The following is a 22800-nucleotide window of genomic DNA, read 5'->3' on the forward strand; positions in this document are numbered from 1 at the left end:
TTCTTTTTTTCTTAATAAACTTTTACTTTCCCTGTTACAACCCCATCTATCAAACTCATTTTGTACTCCTTTAATTTCTCGATCTCTTGCTGTTTTAAGGAAATAGCTGTGTCAATTTTTTTTGTAGAATTATCTAAATAATTTACTATTTCTAATTGTTCGTTTTTTGGTGGAACTAGAATTGATAATTCTTTTAAAATAGATTGAGTTATACTATAAACTTTTACACCCTTTACCTTTGCTTGTATCTGACTTCTAAAAACAAGTGAGTCAAATTCATAAGCAATGAATCTAGAAATTATATTATCACTTGGTCTTGCAATTACTGTATGATAGCCTGCAAATACTTGTTCTTTACTATTTAAATATGTGAAATTTCCAGATCCTTGTAAATCTTCGGATGTGTCTGCAAATACAAAATCACCTTCATTTATTAATGAACTTGAATTATTTATTAAGTAATCTGTATGAACATATTTCAGTTTATGGATTTCTGGATTTACTTCAAAACCAAATTTTGAATGTATTTCTCCATAATTAACACAGAATATCCCTTCGTCAGTTAAATTTTCCTTTGTTATAGTTAATCCTTTGCCAAGTTTGAAAGTGTTTCTAAACCTCTTAACTTTCCAATGCTCCGGAATCTCCCCAATCCATTCCACACTGCTGTCTTTCAACTTTACATCATTATTTAAGCCTCTAGTAACTGCTTTATGAATAAGAATTTGTCTACGTTCTTTGAGCAGTTCTATTTGTTTTTGTTTAAGAGTAATTGCTTGATCAATTTTGGCAGTTTTATCATCAAGGAAATTGGCTATCGAGGTTTGTTCCTCGACTTTTGGAACAGGTAAAAACGAATATGATAATTCAGGAAAACTAATGTTCTTTCCTTCTCTAATCCCAACCACACTTGTTTGTAATTCAGAGATGAATGAAAATGACTTAAATAAATACTTGTAATATTTTTCGTTAATTTTTCTTTTGGTTTTTAAAACTGTATATGCAGGACTTATAATACCATCGTGATGACAATATTCTAATCCACCTTCAAAAGATCTTAAACTTATTGCAAAGTCACCTTTTTCAATGAATTTAAAAGATTCTAATGCACCTGAAGGCATCACCATTCTATTTTCAACCCAAGTTCTTGGGACAACACCTTTGTTTTGAGTAACAGATAATAATTCTTCATTTGGCTTATTTTTTTCGGAATGGTCTTTAAATAAATGTTTCATTCGGATAAAATCCCATTGCTCAGGAATTTCTCCTAACCATTCAACACCGCTATTTTTATACTTGTCGTATTTTTTCATTATTTACAAGTTTAAAATTTCGGCAATTAATCCATCGCTGAGTTTTTCTAGATCAACAATGTCTTTGGTAACTTCTACAATATCACGTAAAGGTTTGTGTTGATAAAAATATTTATTAAAACTTATTTCATAGCCAATTTTTGTAGCATCAAGGTTAATCCAAGCTTCTTCAACATGAGGTTTTACTTCACGCAAGAAATAAGAATAAATGGCTTCTTTTAGCGGAATATTTTCAGTGTCACGTAAGTCGCTTTCAGTTTCATAAATGATGTATTCTCCTTTTTTATCAGTTGTATAATAACCATAAATAGGCAATTCACTTTCTGTACAATCCAAGTGTTCTAAAATCTTTTTTAGTTTGTCTCCAGTAAGTTTTACAATTCCTTTTACGACTTTTTCAGCATCAGTATCATACCAGCTTACCGCATTAAGAATTGCATTTTTCTCTGAAGTAGACAATTTTAATTTTTCAGTTTTAATAACGTCATCTACTTGTGTGCGAAATATATTGAAATCAGTGAATTCTTTCGTTCCTATTTGTTGTAGTAATTGTAAGCCATTGTCTAGTAAAAACTTTTGTTTTTCCCACAAAGCTTTAGTTGTTAGAGCCGTTTCTTGTTTGCTATTTAAATTAAGTTCCTGCTTTTCTGCCCAATGTATAAGCTCTTTTTTATATTTTGCAATATCAGTATAAACTTCCTCGCCATAAGTTTCATAAGCATAAACCATCGCTTCTTTTAGCGACTTATCGTATCGTAGTTCTTCAATTTTTTCTTTAGTAAACTGAGCTTTTAAACGTTTCGGTCTTTCAATAGTCACTTTGTTATACCCAAAATCACTATTGTCGAATACTTTTGAGGCAATTCCATTATCTGTTTTGCGTTCAATAGCTTCTATATTGGTATAGGTCTTTACAATTTCTGTAATGTGCTCTGGAGCAAACTCACAATTTTTATTTCCTAAATTCTTTCGGAGTTTTCGGTATAATTGTCCGGCATCAATAAGTTGTACTTTTCCTTTACGGTTAGCCTTTTTGTTGTTGCTTAAAATCCAGATATAAGTGGTAATTCCTGTATTGTAAAATAAGTTGTTAGGTAATTGTACAATTGCTTCGAGCCAATCATTTTCTATAATGTGACGACGGATGTTACTTTCACCTCCACCGGCATCTCCGGTAAATAAACTGCTTCCATTATGAACAGAAGCAATGCGAGTTCCTGTTTTACTATGCGATAGCGGTTTCATTTTGCTAACCATTTCCATTAAAAACAATAATTGTCCATCGGATGAACGCGGAATAGCATCAGCTTCTTCTTCAATTCCCCAGTAGTTTTTCAATTTTATCTTAAAACGGGAATCGATTACATCTTTTCCGTCCTTAATGTACTTTTGTTCACTAGCCCAAGATTTTCCATAAGGAGGATTTGATAACATAAAATCGAAAGTAGTTCCTGCAAATTCATCTGTAGATAAAGTTGAACCAACGCGAATATTCTCAGGATTATTACCTTTAATCATCATATCTGACTTGCAGATCGCATAAGTTTCATCATTTATTTCTTTTCCATATAAATAGACATCACCATTTGCCCGAATTTCTCCATCTTCATCTTTAATGAAGTTTTGAGATTCTGTTAGCATTCCACCGCTTCCGCAAGCGGGATCATAAATAGTCATTACTGGAGGTAAATTATTTTTGATTGGGTCAAAAATAATATGTGTCATTAGGTCAATTACTTCACGTGGAGTAAAGTGTTCTCCCGCTTCTTCATTGTTTTCCTCATTGAACTTTCTTATTAGCTCTTCAAATACATAACCCATTCCTAAGTTTGATAGCGCAGGAAGTTTACGTCCATTACTGTCGTTTTTCTCAAAAGGAGTTAAATTAATGTCTGGAGAAGTAAATTTTTCTAATACATCAAGCAAAACATCTTTGCTTGCCATATGCCTAATTTGACTTTTTAGTTTGAATTTTTCAATGATTTCCTTAACATTATTGCTAAAACCATTTAAGTAATCTTCAAAATTTGCTTGTAACAATTGCTGGCTATTGGTCGCCGTATCATGTAAACGTTGTAAAGTCCACTCACTTGTGTTATAAAATACATATCCGGCAGCAGCGCGCAACCCATTTTCATCCCATTCTGTAAAACCTGCTTCGTCACGTTGAAAGAATAATTCTTCCATTACAGCATCTTTAGTTGGTTCTAATAAGGCATCTAATCGGCGTAAAACAACCATAGGTAAAATTACATCACGATATTTACCTCGAACGTAAACATCTCGCAAACAATCGTCTGCTATTGACCAAATGAAGGAAACTAATTTATTGTGTACAGATTGATTCATTAATTATTTTGTTATTCTTGTAATTTATTATAGAAAATGTAAATCTATAAATTTCGAGGTTGTTAACCTAAGTATGTTTATATAGATTAGTCTTGTTTGTAAAAATAAGTTTTAGTTTTTATTCTAATTTACGGTTTACCGTAGATCGGTTACTTTTTAGTTTTTTTTTGTAGATGTTTAATAGCTTTCATAAAACTTTCACAAAATATGATAAAATGAAAAATAAGAATAACCGTTCCTATTTAAATCATCATTTCTTAATCATTAATTTAAAATGAAATCGGAAATTTGATTAAGTAATTTCTTTAAATACTTAATGGAATATTATTATGAAATCAAGAAGTAGTAAGTCATTAAAAAAAGTAGAAGAAAAAAGAATAGAAGAAGAAAGAAAAGAAGAAGAAAGAAAAGAAGCTTTAGTGAGATGGTTTGTAAAGGTAATTGTGGCACGTACATTAAAAGAGCTTGAAGAAAAACGAGAGGAAGGATCGAAAGATTAAGCTTCAAATTTATAAAGAAAATCAAATCTGTCGAACACTTTTTTAAGTTGTTGTTTTTTAATGCTTTAAGGTGTTCGATTCTCGTCAACTAGTTTTTTAATTTTTATTATTCTTAATATGCTAAATAGTAATTTTTGTTAAAAAAATAAGAATAATGTCGTTTTAAAGTTTGAAAAAGAATCTTTTTTGAGGATTAAATAAAAAAGGAAGGTGTTCGACACCTTCCTTTTTGTGGAGTCGCCGGGAATCGAACCCGGGTCCAAACAAGCAACTAAAGAGCTTTCTACACGTTTATTTCCTGATTAGATTTTCGTTGTTAAGCTAGGCCAGAAACAGCCACCGAACACTTATCTTCTTAATTTTCGAAACCCACCCGAAGCTCATGGATATCTAGGTTTATTTTTACGGTTCCCCTTGACGGAACGCCACAAACCAAGGCTTTCCAGGAGAATCCAGCTTCTCTACCTTGTAGAGACGTGGCGCAATCTTACTATGATTCGGATTATGCAGCTAAAGCGTAATTATTTTCGCCGTGTAAAAGTTTAAGATCTTATATTTACGAGCAAGGTCTCAATGCTCGACGTGCTTACTGTTCAATTCGACTTGCTGTCAAAACCAGTCGACCCCAAAAATAAGTTTGCAAATTTATACTATTTGAAATTACTTTCTATTAAAAATTTCAGAAAAATTCCTATTAGTCAAAAGTCGTAAGTCAAAAGTCTTAAAGTTCAATACTTTTGTATTTTCACCATTTGGTACAATCTAAAGGCGCAAAGTTAATTTTGCAAAAGCTTTACCACTTTACAACTTTACGACTTTCGACTTTATGACTAAAATATCATTCTTCATCTTTAAAATTAAAAGGGTAATCTCCAAATATTGGTGCCAGTTTACGAACTGCATAAGTATTTCTGGTCATTTTATTAGATAGCGCAATAATCGTAACGCCCTCTTTCTTTAAAGTAATATAAGATGAGGTATTTCCGTGCCACCAGCCATTATGAAAATAAAAATTTTGCCCGGTTTCCCAGTTAATCATTCTAATTCCTAAACCATAATTTTTAGTTCCTTTACGCTCATTACTATAACCAGTATAAACTTGTTTTAATAAGGCAGGTTTTAAGAAATCTGGTGATTGTCTTGCTCTGTCAAATTTTAAAAGATCACGTGCTGTAGAAAAAACATTTTTGTCTCCATAAACATTATCTAAATAATCAAAACCAATTTCTGCACCATTTCCTTTATAAGAAGGAACTATTTTTTTTCTGTCTTTGTCATCATCAAAAACATAAGTATGTGTCATACCCAAAGGTTTAAAAATCATTTGAGACATGGCCTCTTTAAATTTTAAACCTGTTATTTTTTCGACAATTAAAGCTAACATGGCATAATTGGTATTACAATAGCTAAAACGTGTTCCGGTTTTAGACTCTAGGCCAATATCTTTTGTTGCCAGAATATTTAATATATCCTGATTAGTAAGCTGATTATGTCTGTCCCAAACCGATTTATCATGATCTGTAAAATAAGCATAATTACGCATTCCGGTACGATGGCTTAAAAGCATTCTAATTGTACATTCTTCGTATGGAAAAGTCTTTAAAATAGTATTTACTTTTTGATCTAAATCAATTTTACCGGCATTTACCAATTTTAAAACTGCCGTAGCCGTCAGAACTTTACTTACAGAAGCAATTTGTACAGGTGTGTCGGCTGTTATTTGAGTGCCTTCATTTTTATTGGCATAACCATTATATCTTTCAAAAATTATTTGTCCGTTTCTGGCAACCAAAAAACTGCCATTCATAGTATTATTTGGCCAGTTTTTGTTGTAAAAATGGTTAATTCTGCCTGTTACTGAATTTTTATAAGCCTGCGATATTTTCTTTTCGGGACCTAAAGGCTTCATTTTAGGTAATGTATCTTCAACTGCGGGAGTGGTGGCTGTGTCTGTTTTTTTGTCTTTACCACAAGAGCTCAAAACTAGTATTGAGAAAAGTATTTGTGGTATCTTTGTTTTTTTAAGGAAAATCATTTGCATCGTTCTTTAAAAACAAATATATCGAATTCAATTTTGATGTTTTCGCATTTTAGATACTTAAAAACACCTCTTTAACATAGTTTTAACTATTCTATCCTATAGTAGTTTGTTTTTCAGTCTATAATGGTTTTGAAGCATTCTAAATAATAAATAAAAAATAAAACTTTAACTAAATTTGTTATATTTGAAACAAATACTAATAAAAAAGTTATATTGTTAAAAATAAAAAGACCGTATAAATGAAATTTGGAATAATAAAAGAAAGAAAAAACCCGCCAGATCGTCGTGTGGTATTTGCTCCGGATGAGCTTGCAAAATTAAAACAACAATATCACAATGCTACTGTTGAAGTAGAAAGCTCTGATATCAGAATATTTTCTGATGATGATTATAAAAACATGGGGATCACGATTACTGATGATGTTTCTGATGCTGATGTTTTATTTGGAGTAAAAGAAGTTCCGGTTGAAAATCTGATTCCAAATAAAGCGTATTTCTTTTTTTCACATACCATTAAAAAGCAACCACATAACAGAAAGCTATTGCAAGCAATTCTGGAAAAGAATATTGATTTGTATGATCATGAAACTATTGTTAATGAGCACGATCATCGATTAATTGGTTTCGGGAAATATGCCGGAATGGTTGGCGTTTACAACGGAATTCGTGCTTTTGGTTTGAAATTTGAATTATTTAAACTTCCAAAGGCTGAAACACTTTCAGGAAAAGAAGCTTTGATTATGCACTTAAAACGTATAACAATGCCAGCTCTAAAATTTGTTGTTACCGGAACCGGAAAAGTAGGGAGCGGAGCAAAAGAAATTCTGGATGCCATAAAGATTAAAGAAATCACCGTTGATAATTATCTAAGTAAAAAATATACGCAGGCTGTTTATGTTCAGCTAGATGTTTTAGAATACAATAAACGTAAGGACGGACAAGTTTTGGACTTTAAAGATTTTGTGTCACATCCTGAAGAATATGTTTCAGATTTTGAAAGATTTACCAAAGTTTCGGATATCTATTTTGCCGGGCATTTTCATGCGAATAATGCGCCAATGATTTTGACTCGTGAAATGCTAAATGCAAGTGATTGCAGATTGAAAGTGGTGGCAGATATTTCGTGCGATGTAAATGGGCCAATTGCCTGTACAATTCGTTCTTCGACGATTGCTGAACCTATTTATGGCTATTTCCCTCTTGAAGATAAAGAAGTAGATGTATTTCATCCAGCTGCGGTTGCTGTAATGGCAGTTGATAATTTACCTTGCGAAATTCCAAAAGATGCAAGCGAAGGTTTTGGCGAACAATTTATGGAATTTGTCATTCCGGCTTTCTTCAACGGAGATAAAGATGGAATTTTAAAACGTGCTAAAATCACCGAAAAAGGAAAACTAACAGAGCGTTTTAGTTATTTACAGGACTATGTAGACGGGAAATAAAATTTGTTTCAGGTTTCAAGTTTCAGGTTATAAAAAAGGAGAAAATTTAATTTTCTCCTTTTTTAGTTAGTAGTTTTTATCCGTGAAGTATTTTCAACATGAAACATGAAACCTGAAACCTGAAACCTGAAACAAAAACCTAATCTATACCATCTCCTCCGGTTTTACCGAGGCATCAAAATCTTCGGCAGTTACGTAACCTAAACGTACTGCTTCTTCTTTTAAAGTTGTTCCGTTTTTGTGAGCAGTTTGAGCAATTTCTGCGGCTTTGTAATACCCTATTTTGGTGTTTAAAGCGGTTACGAGCATTAGAGAATTATCTACTAATTCTTTGATTCGTTTGTAATTTGGTTCGATTCCCTGAGCGCAATGTTCATCAAAAGAGACACAAGCATCGCCTAATAAATGTGCAGACTGTAAAAAGTTTGCAGCCATAACAGGTTTGAAAACATTTAGTTCATAATGTCCCTGCATTCCGCCAACAGCAATTGCCATATCGTTTCCTATTACTTGTGCGCAAACCATGGTTAAGGCTTCACATTGTGTTGGATTTACTTTTCCGGGCATGATGGAAGATCCAGGTTCATTTTCGGGAATGTGAATTTCTCCAATTCCGGAACGCGGACCAGAAGCCAGCATTCTAATATCATTTGCAATTTTATTTAAAGAAACAGCTAATTGTTTTAATGCACCATGAGTTTCTACAATGGCATCGTGTGCTGCCAATGCTTCAAATTTATTCTCTGCGGTTACAAAAGGATGATTGGTGAATTTTGCAATATACTCTGCTACCTTTACATCGTAACCTTTTGGTGTGTTTAATCCGGTTCCTACTGCAGTTCCTCCAAGGGCAATTTCAGATAAGTGCGCCAAAGTATTTTTTATAGCTTTTACTCCGAATGCTAATTGTGCGGCGTAACCTGAAATTTCTTGTCCTAAAGTTAATGGCGTTGCGTCCATAAGGTGCGTACGGCCAATTTTGACAACATCTTTGAATTCTGTTGCTTTTTTGACAAGAGTTGCATGTAATTTTTCTACTCCGGGAATTGTGGTTTCTACTACCATTTTGTAGGCTGCAATATGCATTCCGGTCGGGAAAGTATCGTTTGATGATTGTGATTTATTAACGTCATCATTGGCTTTAATGAATTGTTCGCCTTCGCCAATTTCAAAACCTTTCAGAACCTGTGCACGATTAGCAATTACTTCATTGACATTCATGTTACTTTGCGTTCCTGAACCAGTCTGCCAGATTACCAACGGAAACTGATCGTCTAATTTTCCTTCGAGAATTTCATCACAAACTGCTGCAATGGCGTCTCTTTTTTCGATTGGCAAAACACCTAAATCATAATTGGCATAAGCGGCTGCTTTTTTTAAGTAAGCAAAACCTTCTATAATTTCTTTTGGCATAGATGCCGATGGTCCGATTTTAAAATTATTTCTGGAACGTTCTGTTTGTGCACCCCAATATTTATCGGCAGGGACCTGAACTTCGCCCATGGTGTCTTTTTCTATACGATATTTCATTTTGTTGTTTATAAAATGTTATTTGAAAAATGTATTGGTCTTATCTTTTGAAAACGAGTTCTCTAGCCCTGATGGAAGCGGCATCCTTTTATGCTGGGGTTCAGCATAAAAGATATAGCGGACAGCAGGAATTGGCTTCTAAAAATTATTATGATTTTCTATGAAGTCTTTATTTAAAAGGTCTCGCATTCAAAAAAAAAGCTTATTTAAAATGAGTATAAATATACGGATAAATGTTATTTCCTGAAAATTGATTTAGATTTTATTGCTGAGAAACAATATATAACCTACATTTGTCGTAACATTCAAAAATTCCGGAAAACATGTTTGAATTTTCACAGTACTTAGGCTTTTTACTTTTCTTAACCATTCTTACTATAGGATTTTGGTTAATGTTTTTCTTAGTTGGTTTCGTATCTTATTGGGTTACGGGAGCAAGCTGGGAAATGTTCAAAGAAAAGAGAGCTAAAAAAAGACAAGAAGAACAATCTATTTAATTTTAGATTGATGTCATAAAAAAAGGACCCGTTTTTACGAGTCCTTTTTTTTATGCAGGAATAATTTTCAATTTTTAAAATTCCAAATTCAAGATTGTGAATTTTAAAAGAATTATAAACCCTACAGGTTTTAAAAACCTGTAGGGTTTGTTGTAATTAATCGAAAGTTCTGTTGTTTGCATTCAAGTAAAAAATCCAAATTCTATTTTTAAAATTGGAATTTGGATTTTTAGATATTGGAATTTCCATCAACAAGGTTGGAATTTGGAATTTCTGATATTGGAATTTAACAAAATTTATCCCGGATAATCTCCGCCGCCATCACCTTCTTTAGGTTGTCCGCCTTTTTCTCTTTCACTTTTTGGTTTGTTGAAACGGTAAGTGAATGATAAGTTGAATTGGCGTTTACGAAATTGCATTTCACTATAAGATGTCTGACTTTCAAGTGTTGTAGCATTTTGAAGATAAGTATACGATCTCATGATTCTTGAGTTGAAAATATCGCTAATGTTGAAAGCAATTGTTCCTTTGTCTTTCATGACATCTTTACTGAAAGCTGTATTCATGCCAAACTGACCTAAGTTTTTTCCCTGAGCCGTTTTTTGTTCGCCATTATAAGTGGCATTTAATTGCCAGTCTATTTTGTATGGTAAAGTTAATTTTGAGTTGATTCTGGCGAACCAAGTGTTGGCTTGATTGTCGAGATTTTGTACAACTGTATTATCATTAAAATCAATATAAGTATTTTCTCCTGTTGTTTTTACATTGTAAAGATTGAAGTTACTGTTTATTCTCCAAATTTTGAAAGGGGTATAATTGAATGTGAATTCAAAACCAAATTTTTGCTCTTTTCCTAAGTTAATTGGTCGGTTTAGAATTACGGGAATTCCATTTACTACTTCTCCGTTTGGAGTTCGCACAAAGCTGAAAACATCTTTTGTGTCCTCAAAATATGCAGATGAACTGAAAGTTACTTTGTCCCAACGTTTGATGTATCCAATATCATATTTATCGGTTAAGGATGGATCTAAGTCCGGATTTCCCTGAAAAATATTGATGTTACTTGAATAGTTAACTGCAGGATTCATAAAACGTCCTCTCGGTCTTGTTAAACGTTTGCTGTAACTTGCTGTAAAATTACTTTGATCTGAAATTTCGTAGCTGATAAATGCGCTCGGAAACAGGTTGTTGTATTTTTTAGTATTGAAATCATTCGTTTCCAATAAATTTACATGAATGTTTGTGTCTTCCCAACGTAAACCGAATAAATAAGAAAACTTGTTTACTTTAAGACCGTACTGTGTGTAAATTGCATTGATGTTTTCTTTGTATTCTAAAGTATTTGATAAGTTTGGGTCTTTTTCTCCATTCTCATCTGTTACAAAATACTCATTATTTAAATCTCCAAAACTACCTTTATATCCGGCCTCAAATTGACTTCCTTTTCCTAATGGTAAAACATAGTCGGCTTGTAATAATACTTGTTTTTGAACCTGGTCATTCAATGTAGTATTGTAGTTTGGTGAAGCTGTAATGGTGCTGTTACTGTCATCATCATTTTTTGAGATCGATAAATCGGCAGTAAGTTTATGTCCTTTGTCGTTGAAGTTCTTGATTAGATTAGAACTGTATTCTACGTTTTGACTTCCTGTATCACCATTGTTTAAACGGAAAGAGGTTCCGGTAAAAGCATGAGCAGCATCATAATTATAGTAATTAATTAAGTCACGTGTATCGCCTGAGTTTTTTTGATAATTGATGGCATTTGTCCAAAAGGTATTTGGTGCCACAGTCCATTCGATTCCTGCTCTTCCGTTAAAACCGTCAGAAGTTCTTTTGGTATCACGATCTTCGTCTAGATATCCTTTAGGTGTTCCGTCGGCGTTTACATATTCAGTATTTGTTAAACCTGCACCTTCATTGGTTCTATGGTTGTATCCCATAGTTGTAAAGTAGTTTAATTTTTCTGTTTTATAATTTAAGTTAGCACTTAAGCCGTAAGCTTCAGGAATTCCTGTCGAGGCAATAAAAGTCCCGTTGAAACCCTGATTTTTACCTTTTTTAAGAATGATATTGATTAATCCTGAGCCTCCTTCAGCATCATAACGAGCAGATGGATTGGTGATTACTTCAACTTTGTCGATTGCATCGGCAGGAAGCTGACGTAATGCTTCGGCAATATTTATTGCTGTTGAAGGACGTCCGTCTATTAAAATTCTAATGTTGTCACTTCCTCTTAAACTTACATTTCCTTCGGTATCAACAGAAACTGAAGGAACATTATCAAGAACATCACTTACAGTTCCTCCTTTTACCATCATATCCTGGCCAACATTGTAAACCTTTTTGTCGAGTTTAATTTCTACTGTTGATTTTTCTGCACGAACAACTACTTCGTTTAATTGTGCAGCATCTTCTGAAAGATTTACAACACCAAGATTTGTATCTCCTGAGATGTTTTTTCCTTTTATTTCGGTTGCTTTAAAAGAAATAAACTCAACTTTTATATCGTATGTTCCTGGTGCAACTGCTACTTCAAATTCACCTTTTGGATTGGTAATTCCGCCTGCTATAACTTTAGTGTCATTTGGAGCCATAATCGATATTGTAGCATATTCCAGAGGTTGTTTGCTTACTTTTTCGAAAACTTTTCCGGTTACTTTTACCTTGTTTTTACCAGGAGGAGCCTGTTGTGCATAGTTGTAAAAACTTGTAAAAAATAACACAAGCAGTACAGCAAATTTCAATTTTTTCATTGTGATTTTTGGTTTCTTTTAATCTTTAGACGACAAATGTAGCTTTTGGTTTAAAGAGCCGAATCATAAAAAAATGTTAATTTGCCTTTTTATAATCAGTCTAAAAAGGAGGCAACAAGATCTAAATCTCTTCCAATAATGGCTTTTCCGTCTTTAATAACTATCGGGCGTTCAATTAAAATGGGATGATCTGCCATTGCCCGAATAATTTCGTCATTGCTCAGATTTTTGCCTTTGTAATTTTCTGTCCAGATGGCTTCTTTAACACGCACTAATTGAATTGGGTCCAGATTTAGTTTCTCCAGTAATTCTTTCAGTTCGCTGAAACTTGGAGTATCTGTTAGATAAGGAATGATTTCGTATTCTTGTTTTGTCTGATCAATAAAAGCAAGGCAGCTTCTCGATTTGCCACAACGTGGATTATGATAAATTTGTATCATTTTGTTATATTTTAGATGTTCTACGATTGATAAAATAAAAAATTGGTATTTTAGCGAGACCAAAAATAAGATTTAGTTATTAAATTGCATTCTCATTTAAAATTTAAAATTTATGTTTTTAGAACAAGGGATTAAGGCTCAGAATAAATTTTGGTTATATCTTCTAGGGTCGGTCTTAATTATTATCGCTTCTTTTATTGGCCAAATTCCTTTTTCAGCGGCAGTTTTATATTCCAGTTTTATAGATAAAAAAGAAGTTCCGACAGATAATGAAGCTGTAATGAAAATCTTCGAACCCAATCTCACGTTGTTTTTGGTAATGATTTCATTTGCCTTTGCTTTGGTTGGAGTTTATTTTGTGGTAAAATATCTTCATCATCAGACATTTTTGTCTGTTACTACTTCCAGAAAAAAAGTAGATTGGAAACGTATTTTGTTTTCATTTACGTTGTGGTCTTTTTTTTCTGTATTGAGTTTTGTAGCAGTTTATTTAAAATCACCAGAAAGTTTTGTTTGGAATTTTAAGCTGGTTCCCTTTTTAGTTTTGTTGCTTGTAGGTTCTATATTGATTCCCATACAAACTACTACAGAAGAATATGTATTTAGAGGATATTTAATGCAGGGCTTTGCTAATTTGGCCAGAAACAGATGGTTTCCACTACTAATGACTTCGATTATTTTTGGAAGCTTGCATATATTTAACCCCGAAGTCGAAAAAATGGGATATATCGTAATGGTTTACTACATAGGAACAGGCTTGTTTTTAGGAGTGATTACGCTTATGGATGAAGGAATGGAGTTAGCGCTTGGTTTTCATGCAGCTAATAATTTGATTGGTGCATTACTTGTAACGTCAGATTGGTCGGTTTTTCAGACGCATTCTATTTTTAAGGATATGTCTGAACCTTCAGCAGGTTTTGATGTAATATTGCCAGTTGTAATAGTTTATCCTATTTTACTTTTTATCTTTAGTAAAAAATACAATTGGACAAACTGGAAAGAAAGATTAACGGGAGAAATTAATGTTTTGGAATCTTAAAAAGAAATAAATACCATGTTGGAGTTAACACATAAAAAAGTACACAACTATTTCAAATTAAACGGTTATCATTTAAATGCAAAAGACTTATGTCGTGTAGGATACAGTTTTATAAAAGAAGGTGATGCCTACGAAAGAGCTATAGGAGAATTTTTTCTGGATTGGTTTGATCATAAAGATTATATCGAAATGACTACTTCCGGAACTACTGGACTTCCTAAAGTAGTAAGATTAGAAAAACAGGCAATGATTCAATCGGCATTGGCTACTGGGGATTTCTTTGGTTTAGAACCTGGAAATAAAGCATTACTTTGTTTGCCTACCCAATTTATTGCCGGTAAAATGATGCTTGTTCGCAGTTTGATTTTAGGATTAGAATTGGATGTTGTTGTTCCTAGCACAGAGCCATTAGCGTATAATAATAAACAATATGATTTTGTTGCGATGGTTCCGCTACAGGTTCAGAATTCTATTGGAAAGCTGAGAAATATAAAGAAGTTAATTATTGGCGGAGCAAAAATAGACAGCGTTTTAGAAGAGAAATTGTTACCATTAAAAACAGACATCTACGAAACCTACGGAATGACTGAAACCATAACGCATATTGCTGCTAAAAAAGTTGGAACCAAAGCTTTTTCGATTTTGCCAAATGTAAAAATTCAGAAAGATGATCGTGGTTGTCTGGTAATTCATGTCTCGTCGATTTCTGAGGAGCCAATTGTTACCAATGATTTGATAGATTTAGTAAATGATAATCAATTCGTTTTTTTAGGAAGAATTGATAATGTAATAAATAGTGGAGGAGTGAAGCTGATTCCCGAACAGATAGAAGCGAAACTAATTGGTAAAATCACGAATAGATTTTTTGTAACCGGAGTTCCTGATGCAGTTTTAGGTGAAAAATTAATTTTGGTTATCGAAGGGGATAAACAAGATTTTGCTTCTGATTTTTTTGATGTTTTAGGAAAGTTTGAGAAACCGAAAGAAATTGTTTTTGTTCCGAAATTCAAAGAAAATGAAAACGGAAAATTGTTAAGAAAGCCAACTTTACAGGAATAAAATTCTAAAATTTCAATATTGAAAATTCCAAATTCCAATAGTTTGTGTTTAGAACTTTGACAAAGTTGAACTGGTAAAAATAAAAATCCCAAGTTTCAATAACTCAGATTGAAATTTGGGATTTTTAATATTAAGTAATTCCAAGAATTGGAATTTGGAATTTAAATATTGGAATTTAAATTTTTAGGCTTTACGTTCTAAAAGCGCCATATAAAATCCGTCAAAACCAGATTCTGAAGCTAAAATTTTACGATCCTGAAGGAATGTAAATTGCTTTCCGATTTCTGTTTTTAAGAATTTTTCAATTTGCTCCTGATTTTCAGATGGTAAAATAGAACAAGTAGCATAAACTAATTTTCCGCCTGGTTTTACAATTTTAGAATAGCTTTCTAAAACTTCACTCTGAACTTTACGAATGTTATCGATAAATTCAGGTTGTAATTTCCATTTAGAATCTGGATTTCTTTTTAAAACACCTAAACCACTACAAGGTGCGTCAATTAAAACACGGTCTGCTTTTTCATGTAGTTTCTTGATCACTTTTGTAGTGTCAATAATACGGTATTCAATATTAAAAGCGCCATTTCTTTTTGCTCTTAATTTTAATTGCTTTAGTTTGCTTTCGTATAAATCCATTGCAATCAATTGTCCTTTATTTTCCATTAAAGAAGCAATGTGTAATGTTTTTCCACCTGCACCTGCGCAAGTATCAACAACACGCATTCCTGGTTTAACATCTAAGAAACCGGCAACTAATTGTGAGTTTGCATCCTGAACTTCAAAAAGACCTTGTTTAAAAGCATCTGTTAAAAATACATTTGCTCTTTCTTTTAAAACTAAAGCTTCTGGCTGATCTTTTAAATATTCTGTTTCAATATTTAAATCCATCAAAGTGTTTCTCAGATTTTCTTTAGTTCCTTTAAGTGTATTAGTTCTTAAAATAACTTTTGCAGGTTGGTTTTGAGCGGTAATTTCTTTTGCCCAAACTTTTTCGCCAAGTTCTTTTACACCCAATTCATCCATCCAGTCCGGAATAGATTCTTTAAGTGCTCTCACTTTTGAAAGTTCGTCAAAACGACCTTTTATTTTTCTTTCTGGTGTGCCTTCTAATTGTCTCCAATCCGGAATCGGATATCCCCTTAAAACAGCCCACACCGCAAACATTCTCCATAAATTATCTCTGTCGTAAGGTTCTTTAACCTCTGCGATTTCTGCGTATAGACGTTTCCAACGAACAATTTCGTATATTGTTTCAGCAACAAACTTCCTGTCAGAACTTCCCCAACGTTTGTCTTTTTTTAAGGCTCGTGCTACCACTTTGTCTGCATATTCTCCTTCGTTGAAGATAGCATTCAAAGAGTCGATGGTAGTATAAACTAAATTTCTGTGTAATCTCATTTCTATAATTTGAGTTGCAAAGGTACTATTAATTGATTGAAAGTTAAATTTTTAATTTCTGATTCTTATTTAGCTTTCTTTTAAAAATAAAAACACTCTGATAAAAGTTTTAAAAGAGTGTTTTTTTATGATATTCCTGCAAGCAGTTTTTATTTTGTAATTCTTGTTAATCCGATATTCTCCGGAGCATGAAGTACCATTGGGAATTTCTCTATTTTCACCGAGCTGCTGTCTAATCCAAAAGCTCTTTCTTCAGATAAACTCAGTTTTTTGATGAAGAAATAAGAATTCATGATAATATTCTCATGCCATCTTAGATCATTGTCATTCGAAAGGAATTTCTCTGACAATACAAATTTAAAGTCACCAATAATATTGTTTTTATTCAATGATTCGTAACGGCTTGTAATATCTACTTCACCACGTTTTACCATATCACGAATTACTTCTCTAAACATTAAATTGATTTTAGTAGGTTCTCTAAATCCTAAATTAAAATCGATTCTGTAAATATCGTCTTTAGCAATTTCGGTAACTTTATATTGTGTTTTATAAGGCTCAGTAAGAATGTTAACGTGTACAAACCAGTAAATATCAGCTCTTTTTGGTCGTTTTTGTAAAATCGAATAAATAACTTTTTCTTCCAGTTCATCAACACGACTTGCATTAGTCATATAAACTAAGTGAGTAGCATATTTTGGGATTGTTAAGTCTTCGCTCAACTCCATTAATACTTTTTTGTAATCATCAATTTTAACCACTTTAGTGTAGTTTTTGTTGATTTTCTTAGCCAGATACCAAATCGTCATTATCGAAATAAGTACAGTAGCAATTATTAAAGTTACATAACCACCTTCTGCAAATTTTGTGATGTTAGCGAATAAGAAACTGAATTCAATCAACAAATAAATAGTGATTAACGGTACCATAAAGTACAGTTTTACACGTTTCATGATTAAGTAATAGTTCAGCAAAATGGTTGTCATAATCATACATAGGATGATAGCTAAACCATATGCATGTTCCATATTTCCTGATTTTTGAAAATGCAGAACGATTCCAACACAACCAAAAAACAATAACCAGTTGATAGAAGGAATGTATAATTGTCCTTTTACTTCGGTAGGATATTTGATTTTTACTTTAGGCCAGAAATTCAAACGCATAGCTTCGTTAATCAATGTAAATGATCCACTAATGAGAGCTTGTGAAGCAATTACTGCAGCTAAAGTTGCTACGACAATTCCGAATGGAAGAAACCAGTGAGGCATAATCAAGTAAAATGGATTTCCATTTTCTCCCCCTAATTGTTGTAACGTACTTCCTTCGTGATGTGTTAAGTAAGCAGCCTGTCCGAAATAGTTTAATACTAATGTTGCTTTTACAAATATCCAACTGATTCTGATGTTTTTTCTACCACAGTGTCCCATGTCTGAGTACAAAGCCTCTGCTCCGGTTGTACATAAAAATACAAAACCAAGAACAAAAAAACCATCTGGATGAATTGATAATAAATGGTAAGCATAATATGGATTTATAGCTTTTATTACTTCAGGATAATGAAATACCTGAATTGCTCCTAAAGTTCCTAACATGGCAAACCAAATTAGCATCATTGGTGCAAAAAACTTTCCAACTAGTTTGGTTCCAAACTGTTGAATAGTAAATAAGACAAATAAAATGGAGATAACGATATAAACAATCGTCTCAGTTTCCATTGTAGGATAAAATGCCCTGATTCCTTCTACAGCAGAGGAAATCGAAATGGGAGGTGTTATAATTCCATCGGCTAGTAAGGCGCTTCCTCCAATAATGGCGGGGACAATGAGCCATTGAATCTTCGTTTTTTTAACTAATGCATATAAGGCAAAAATACCTCCTTCACCATGATTATCGGCGCTTAAGGTTATAAGGACATATTTTATTGTAGTTTGTAAAGTTAGAGTCCAGAATACACAGGAAATTCCTCCTAAAACAATGTCAGCATTAATAATGTGTTCACCAAGAATGGCTTTCATTACATATAAAGGAGAAGTACCAATATCTCCGTAAATAATTCCTAATGTGATCAATAAACCCCCTATAGACAACTTACTATGTAAGTTTTTATGCGATGCGCTCATGTATGTTTTAATAAAAGACGGTTGCAAATTTACTGTTTTAAAACAAATTAGCGACAATTATCATTAAAAAGATAAAAAAAAGCACAATCCGTAAATTGTGCTTTTGTTTCTTATTCTGTATTAGGGTTTTATTAGCCTCGTCTTCCGCCACCTCGTGATCCGGAACCACTTTCTCTTTGTGGCTGACTGCTTCTGCTTTCCTGACTTACTCTGGCAGATTCTGAATGTTGTGAACTTTGCCCTCCGGCATTTGATCGGTTGTTAGAATAACCTCTTGATGTTTCGGCTCTTTGTGGCGCTTCTTGTCTTGGCGTACTCATTCTGTTTTCAGAATAATTTCTGGAAGACTCCGATCTTTGTGATGTTTCTGGTCTTGGTGTACTCATTCTGTTGGAATAGGATCTGTTTTCTGAACTTGCTCTTGGTGTAGAAACAGTTGAACTGTTGCGGTCATAATTTGTTGACGGAGTTCTTTGATTATTTTCAGTTCTTGATGGCGTATTTACAGAACCGTAATTTTCTTTGTTTCCAGTTGAAGAACGATTTGTATTGCTATAAGTTCTGTCTGTTGTAGATCTGCTTGTATTGTAATTTCTGTTATCAGACGGAGAAACTCTGTTTGTACTAGTTCTGTTTGTGCTGTAAGTATTTTGAGATCTGTTATAATCTCTGGTTGCAGTTCTTCTTTGATCTAAATCATACCTGTTGCTTACATTAGCGTGTCTTTGTTCAAAGCCATAATTAGGTCTGATTCTTTCGTAACCATAAGTACGTCTTGATTCATACATAACAGGAGCTCTGTAGCTTCTTCTGTAGTTAACGTAGTTGTAACTATTGTGTACATTTATACACACATTTATGTTATTTCTATATCTGTAAATCGGATACGGATTCCATGCCACATAATAAGTTGGGTAATAATTCCAATAATAAGTAGAGCAGTAAGGTCTGTAGTTGGTAACCCAGAATGAAGAATAAATTACAGGAACAACGTTATAAACCGGTTCGTAAATGTAATTTGTTCCATATAAATAGGTGTTTCCAACAATTTGCACACTTACTTTGTTGTAATTATCTCTTTCAACGTCAAGTGTTGCAACATCCTGATAAACGTCACGATCCAAAACAGCCTGAATAATTACAACGTGTGTTCTATCTTCTACAGATTCGATTACACGAAGATAATCAACTTGATTATCTCCATTTAAGTCAAGGTTTGAGATTTGGTATTTAGGGTCATTTAATCTTCTTTCAAAATCCTGAAGATTTGATGATTCACCAAACATTGAGGCAACAGCTCTTAAATCTAAATTGTCGCTGATATCTGAATTTTTTGCGTAAACGGTTGTTTGACTCTGAACAGAACAAGAGCTTAATCCTATCGTAAACAATGCTAGTATGAGTAGTTTCGCTTTCATGGCAAATAATATTAAAAATTTATTATTGTCAAATATCCAATTACTGTGCCAAAAAATGATACTGGTTTTATTTTGGATTTAAGACGTTGGTTTTTAAATTGTTATGTTTTTAGTTAAAAAAGTTTGATTTTGGATTTGAAAAAAAACCGCCCTTAAAATTATTAATCATAAAAAAACGAAACCTATTTTATTTGTTATAAATAATTGTATTTTAGCATCACCTAAATCTATATTCAATGAAAAAAATAATTTTGTTTTGTGGCGCTTTTGTCTTATTTGTATCTTTTAAATCTTTGACAAACAGAGAAGAAGAAGCTGTGAATGGTGGTTTTGTTTCTATGCAGACAGAAGTTTTATTTCAGGATAAAATTAGTATTCGTGCTATTGCAATAGATAATAATAGAGTATGGTATGGGGCAGATAATTCTCGCTTTGGTTATTTTGATTTAAATAAAAGAGAAAAATTTGAAGATCATATTTATCGTGATACTTTAAATTTAGAGTTTAGAAGCATTGCACAGACTTCCAAAAGTGTGTTTTTATTAAGTGTAGGAAATCCGGCTTTATTGTATCAGGTTTCTAAAAAAGATCAAAAAGTAAAATTAGTTTACAAAGAGGTTCATTCTAAAGTTTTTTACGATAGTATGCAATTCTGGAATGATAAAGAAGGAATTGCTATTGGAGACCCGACCGAAGATACTTTTTCTATAATTGTTACTCGTGACGGAGGAGAAACCTGGACTAAATTATTATCGGACAAATTACCTACCAATACCGCAGGAGAAGCTGCTTTTGCTGCTAGTAATACCAATATTGTAATAAAAGGAAATGATACATGGTTAGTTTCCGGAGGAAAAAAAGCACGCGTTTTTTATTCGCCAGATAAAGCAAAAACATGGAAAGTGGTGGAAACACCTATTGTTCAGGGAAAAGAAATGACAGGAATTTTCACAGCCGATTTTTACGATGCTAAAAACGGATTTGCAGCTGGTGGAGATTATGATTATCCTACTTTAAATTCAGATAATAAGATTATCACCAAAGATGGAGGTAAAACATGGGAATTAGTAGGGCAAAATCAAGGATTTGGTTATGCTTCTTGCATACAATATGTTCCGGGAGGTAATGGTAAAGAATTGGTTTGTGTTGGAGCCTCTGGTATTCAGTATTCTCAGGATAGCGGTGCAACATGGAAACAGTTGTCTGATGAATCTAAACTTTTTACAATTCGATTTCTTAATAAAAACACTGCTATTGCCGCAGGATATAATAAAATGATCCGAATTACTTTTATATAAAAAAAATAAGAACCCTAAATAATAAAGTAAGTATTATTATATAGGGTTCCTATCGCTGTTGTATTTTTAATTAATCTTTACCGGATTTATCTCTGTATTGTTTTAATAATTTTCGATAAAAATCGTCTTCTGATTTTTTTAGCTTCAATATTTTCTTAGCTGAAAGTATTTTTTTGAGGTTTGAATTGTATTTATCACGCAAAAGATAAAGTTCTTTATCTGTACTTTCCATTTGAGCAAGTAAAACAGCCGCTTCTTTTTCTGAAATAGAATTGATCTTATCATCGTCAAGCTGTTTCATGTAAGTTTTCATCTTTTGATGTTTCAGTTCAAATTGTTTGTCATCATAAGCGTTGTAAATTGGCCAGAATTTCTCCGCTTCTGTTGGAGTTAATTCTAGTTCCGTCGTTAAAAAAGAAACTTTGTAAGCTTTAATCTTTTCGCGTTTTTCATCTGTTTTTCCATTTTGAGCGTAAAATGAAAAACTTACTAAAAATAGAAGTATCGGTAGTATATTTTTGATTTTCATATTTTAAGTTTTATTTTTTATTCAGAAATTAAGTGTTCAATATTTGGATTTGTTGCCAGAATATCTTCCAGAGTTTCATCTTCGATAGCAACATTTTTGCTCAGTTTTTGAATGTCTTTTGTGTCCATATTCTGAATCAGATCATATTGGTTCAGATTTGACTGATACGATAAATACGTTTCCAGGGTAGCTTCATCAAGTTCTTTTGATGTTGCGTTGTAGTTATTTACTATCGGAATCATTAAGGCGATAAAAACAACAGCTGCGGCTGCCATAGTAAGTACATTTTTACGTTTATAAAACGGAATTACTTTTACTTCTTTTTCATTATCTAACTGCTGTAAAACTTTTGCCGAAAAATCATCAAAATAATGCTCCGGAGAATTAAATCCGGATTTGATTTTTGGCTCGTTTTCTAATTTAAATGCTTTCATAATATCTATAAGACAGGTTTTGTTACAAAAGGTTTAATTTGATGTAACATAAATTTCAATTTTTTTTACTGCGTGATGATAAGATGCTTTTAATGCTCCAACAGATGTGCCTAATATTTCTGCGATTTCTTCGTATTTTAATTCTTCAAAATATTTCATTTTAAAAACGAGTTGTTGCTTTTCGGGTAACATTACGATCGCTTTTTGAAGTTTGATCTGAATTTCATCTCCATCAAAATAAACATCAGATTTTAAATTATCGATTGTTTTATTCTGAAGTTCTTCTGATGAAATCCCTTTTAATTTGGCTTTTTGACTCAAAAATGTCAAAGCTTCATTTGTTGCAATTCGATACATCCAGGAAAAAAGCTTGCTTTCTCCTTTAAAGTTTTTTAAATACTGAAATACTTTTACAAAAGTGTTCTGCAAAACATCATCTGTATCGTCATGATTCAAAACAATGTTTCGAATATGGGAATACAAAGGTCTCTGATAATCAGATATGAGTTTTTTAAACGCTGTATTTTGCGTTTGAGGGTTTAATAATTGTTGTATAAATTCCTTTTCGTCTCTCAAACTTTTTAATTTATCAAGCTTTAAAAAGTGTTAGAATGAATTTTATACAAAAGGTTTA

19 protein-coding genes and 1 other RNA gene are annotated in these 22800 nt (G+C 32.7%); 7 read left to right on the forward strand and 13 right to left on the reverse strand.

What is annotated here, in order from left to right; genetic code table 11:
- Positions 1 to 11 precede the first annotated feature (11 nt).
- Complete coding sequence (locus KHA98_RS11550) at positions 12 to 1313, reverse strand: restriction endonuclease subunit S (RefSeq protein WP_213258086.1); 1302 nt, start codon at positions 1311 to 1313, stop codon at positions 12 to 14.
- A gap of 3 nt (positions 1314 to 1316) precedes the next feature.
- Positions 1317 to 3662, reverse strand: a complete 2346-nt coding sequence (locus KHA98_RS11555) for a type I restriction-modification system subunit M (protein ID WP_213258087.1) — start codon at positions 3660 to 3662, stop codon at positions 1317 to 1319.
- A 329-nt stretch (positions 3663 to 3991) separates the two neighbouring features.
- Here KHA98_RS11555 and KHA98_RS11560 point away from each other — a divergent pair, with 329 nt between their 5' ends.
- Positions 3992 to 4162: a hypothetical protein gene (locus tag KHA98_RS11560; protein WP_213258088.1), complete on the forward strand. Its 171-nt coding sequence runs from the start codon at positions 3992 to 3994 to the stop codon at positions 4160 to 4162.
- A gap of 229 nt (positions 4163 to 4391) precedes the next feature.
- Here the strand turns inward: KHA98_RS11560 and ssrA are convergent.
- Positions 4392 to 4789: a transfer-messenger RNA gene (gene ssrA, locus KHA98_RS11565) on the reverse strand.
- Positions 4790 to 5000: 211 nt separating this feature from the next.
- Entirely contained in the window at positions 5001 to 6203 is a 1203-nt protein-coding gene (locus KHA98_RS11570) for a serine hydrolase domain-containing protein (RefSeq protein WP_213258089.1), read from the reverse strand.
- A 239-nt stretch (positions 6204 to 6442) separates the two neighbouring features.
- On the opposite strand from KHA98_RS11570, the gene KHA98_RS11575 reads away from it, so the two are divergent.
- Positions 6443 to 7645 carry an NAD(P)-dependent oxidoreductase gene (locus KHA98_RS11575; RefSeq protein ID WP_213258090.1) on the forward strand — a complete coding sequence of 401 codons (1203 nt, stop codon included), beginning with the start codon at positions 6443 to 6445 and terminating at the stop codon, positions 7643 to 7645.
- Positions 7646 to 7789: 144 nt separating this feature from the next.
- On the opposite strand, the gene fumC is transcribed toward KHA98_RS11575, so the two are convergent.
- Entirely contained in the window at positions 7790 to 9175 is a 1386-nt protein-coding gene (gene fumC / locus KHA98_RS11580) for a class II fumarate hydratase (protein WP_213258091.1), read from the reverse strand.
- 29 nt (positions 9176 to 9204) lie between these two features.
- Here fumC and KHA98_RS23015 point away from each other — a divergent pair, with 29 nt between their 5' ends.
- Positions 9205 to 9339, forward strand: a complete 135-nt coding sequence (locus KHA98_RS23015) for a hypothetical protein (RefSeq protein WP_262898991.1) — start codon at positions 9205 to 9207, stop codon at positions 9337 to 9339.
- A gap of 159 nt (positions 9340 to 9498) precedes the next feature.
- On the forward strand, positions 9499 to 9672 hold the full coding sequence (locus tag KHA98_RS11585; protein ID WP_026984685.1) for a hypothetical protein: 174 nt from the start codon (positions 9499 to 9501) through the stop codon (positions 9670 to 9672).
- 296 nt (positions 9673 to 9968) lie between these two features.
- On the opposite strand, the gene KHA98_RS11590 is transcribed toward KHA98_RS11585, so the two are convergent.
- Positions 9969 to 12428 (reverse strand): outer membrane beta-barrel family protein, encoded by a 2460-nt coding sequence (locus KHA98_RS11590; protein ID WP_213258092.1) that lies wholly within the window; start codon positions 12426 to 12428, stop codon positions 9969 to 9971.
- 95 nt (positions 12429 to 12523) lie between these two features.
- Positions 12524 to 12868 carry an arsenate reductase (glutaredoxin) gene (gene arsC / locus KHA98_RS11595; RefSeq protein WP_213258093.1) on the reverse strand — a complete coding sequence of 115 codons (345 nt, stop codon included), beginning with the start codon at positions 12866 to 12868 and terminating at the stop codon, positions 12524 to 12526.
- Positions 12869 to 12980: 112 nt separating this feature from the next.
- Between arsC and KHA98_RS11600 the strand changes: the two genes are divergently transcribed.
- Complete coding sequence (locus KHA98_RS11600; RefSeq protein WP_213258094.1) at positions 12981 to 13907, forward strand: CPBP family intramembrane glutamic endopeptidase; 927 nt, start codon at positions 12981 to 12983, stop codon at positions 13905 to 13907.
- 15 nt (positions 13908 to 13922) lie between these two features.
- Complete coding sequence (locus KHA98_RS11605; RefSeq protein ID WP_213258095.1) at positions 13923 to 14966, forward strand: AMP-binding protein; 1044 nt, start codon at positions 13923 to 13925, stop codon at positions 14964 to 14966.
- A gap of 183 nt (positions 14967 to 15149) precedes the next feature.
- On the opposite strand, the gene KHA98_RS11610 is transcribed toward KHA98_RS11605, so the two are convergent.
- The 3 genes from KHA98_RS11610 to KHA98_RS11620 all read right to left on the reverse strand — a co-directional run bounded on the left by KHA98_RS11610 (position 15150) and on the right by KHA98_RS11620 (position 19905).
- Positions 15150 to 16364 (reverse strand): RsmB/NOP family class I SAM-dependent RNA methyltransferase, encoded by a 1215-nt coding sequence (locus KHA98_RS11610; RefSeq protein WP_213258096.1) that lies wholly within the window; start codon positions 16362 to 16364, stop codon positions 15150 to 15152.
- Positions 16365 to 16513: 149 nt separating this feature from the next.
- Entirely contained in the window at positions 16514 to 18487 is a 1974-nt protein-coding gene (locus KHA98_RS11615) for a KUP/HAK/KT family potassium transporter (protein WP_213258097.1), read from the reverse strand.
- A 131-nt stretch (positions 18488 to 18618) separates the two neighbouring features.
- A complete protein-coding gene (locus tag KHA98_RS11620) occupies positions 18619 to 19905 on the reverse strand; it encodes a hypothetical protein (protein WP_213258098.1) in 1287 nt (428 codons plus the stop codon).
- Positions 19906 to 20141: 236 nt separating this feature from the next.
- On the opposite strand from KHA98_RS11620, the gene KHA98_RS11625 reads away from it, so the two are divergent.
- On the forward strand, positions 20142 to 21203 hold the full coding sequence (locus KHA98_RS11625) for a WD40/YVTN/BNR-like repeat-containing protein (protein ID WP_213258099.1): 1062 nt from the start codon (positions 20142 to 20144) through the stop codon (positions 21201 to 21203).
- A 70-nt stretch (positions 21204 to 21273) separates the two neighbouring features.
- On the opposite strand, the gene KHA98_RS11630 is transcribed toward KHA98_RS11625, so the two are convergent.
- Genes KHA98_RS11630 through KHA98_RS11640 form a run of 3 tightly spaced genes read right to left on the reverse strand, consistent with a single transcriptional unit; the run spans position 21274 to position 22742 of the window.
- A complete protein-coding gene (locus KHA98_RS11630; RefSeq protein ID WP_213258100.1) occupies positions 21274 to 21732 on the reverse strand; it encodes a sensor of ECF-type sigma factor in 459 nt (152 codons plus the stop codon).
- Positions 21733 to 21749: 17 nt separating this feature from the next.
- Positions 21750 to 22166 carry a hypothetical protein gene (locus tag KHA98_RS11635; RefSeq protein WP_213258101.1) on the reverse strand — a complete coding sequence of 139 codons (417 nt, stop codon included), beginning with the start codon at positions 22164 to 22166 and terminating at the stop codon, positions 21750 to 21752.
- A gap of 33 nt (positions 22167 to 22199) precedes the next feature.
- The gene (locus KHA98_RS11640; RefSeq protein ID WP_213258102.1) at positions 22200 to 22742 is read right to left on the reverse strand and encodes an RNA polymerase sigma factor; all 543 of its coding nucleotides are present in this window, start codon (positions 22740 to 22742) and stop codon (positions 22200 to 22202) included.
- Positions 22743 to 22800: the final 58 nt, after the last annotated feature.

Origin of the sequence: Flavobacterium branchiicola (genome assembly GCF_018383905.1) — a bacterium.
Classification (GTDB): Bacteria; Bacteroidota; Bacteroidia; order Flavobacteriales; family Flavobacteriaceae; genus Flavobacterium; species Flavobacterium branchiicola.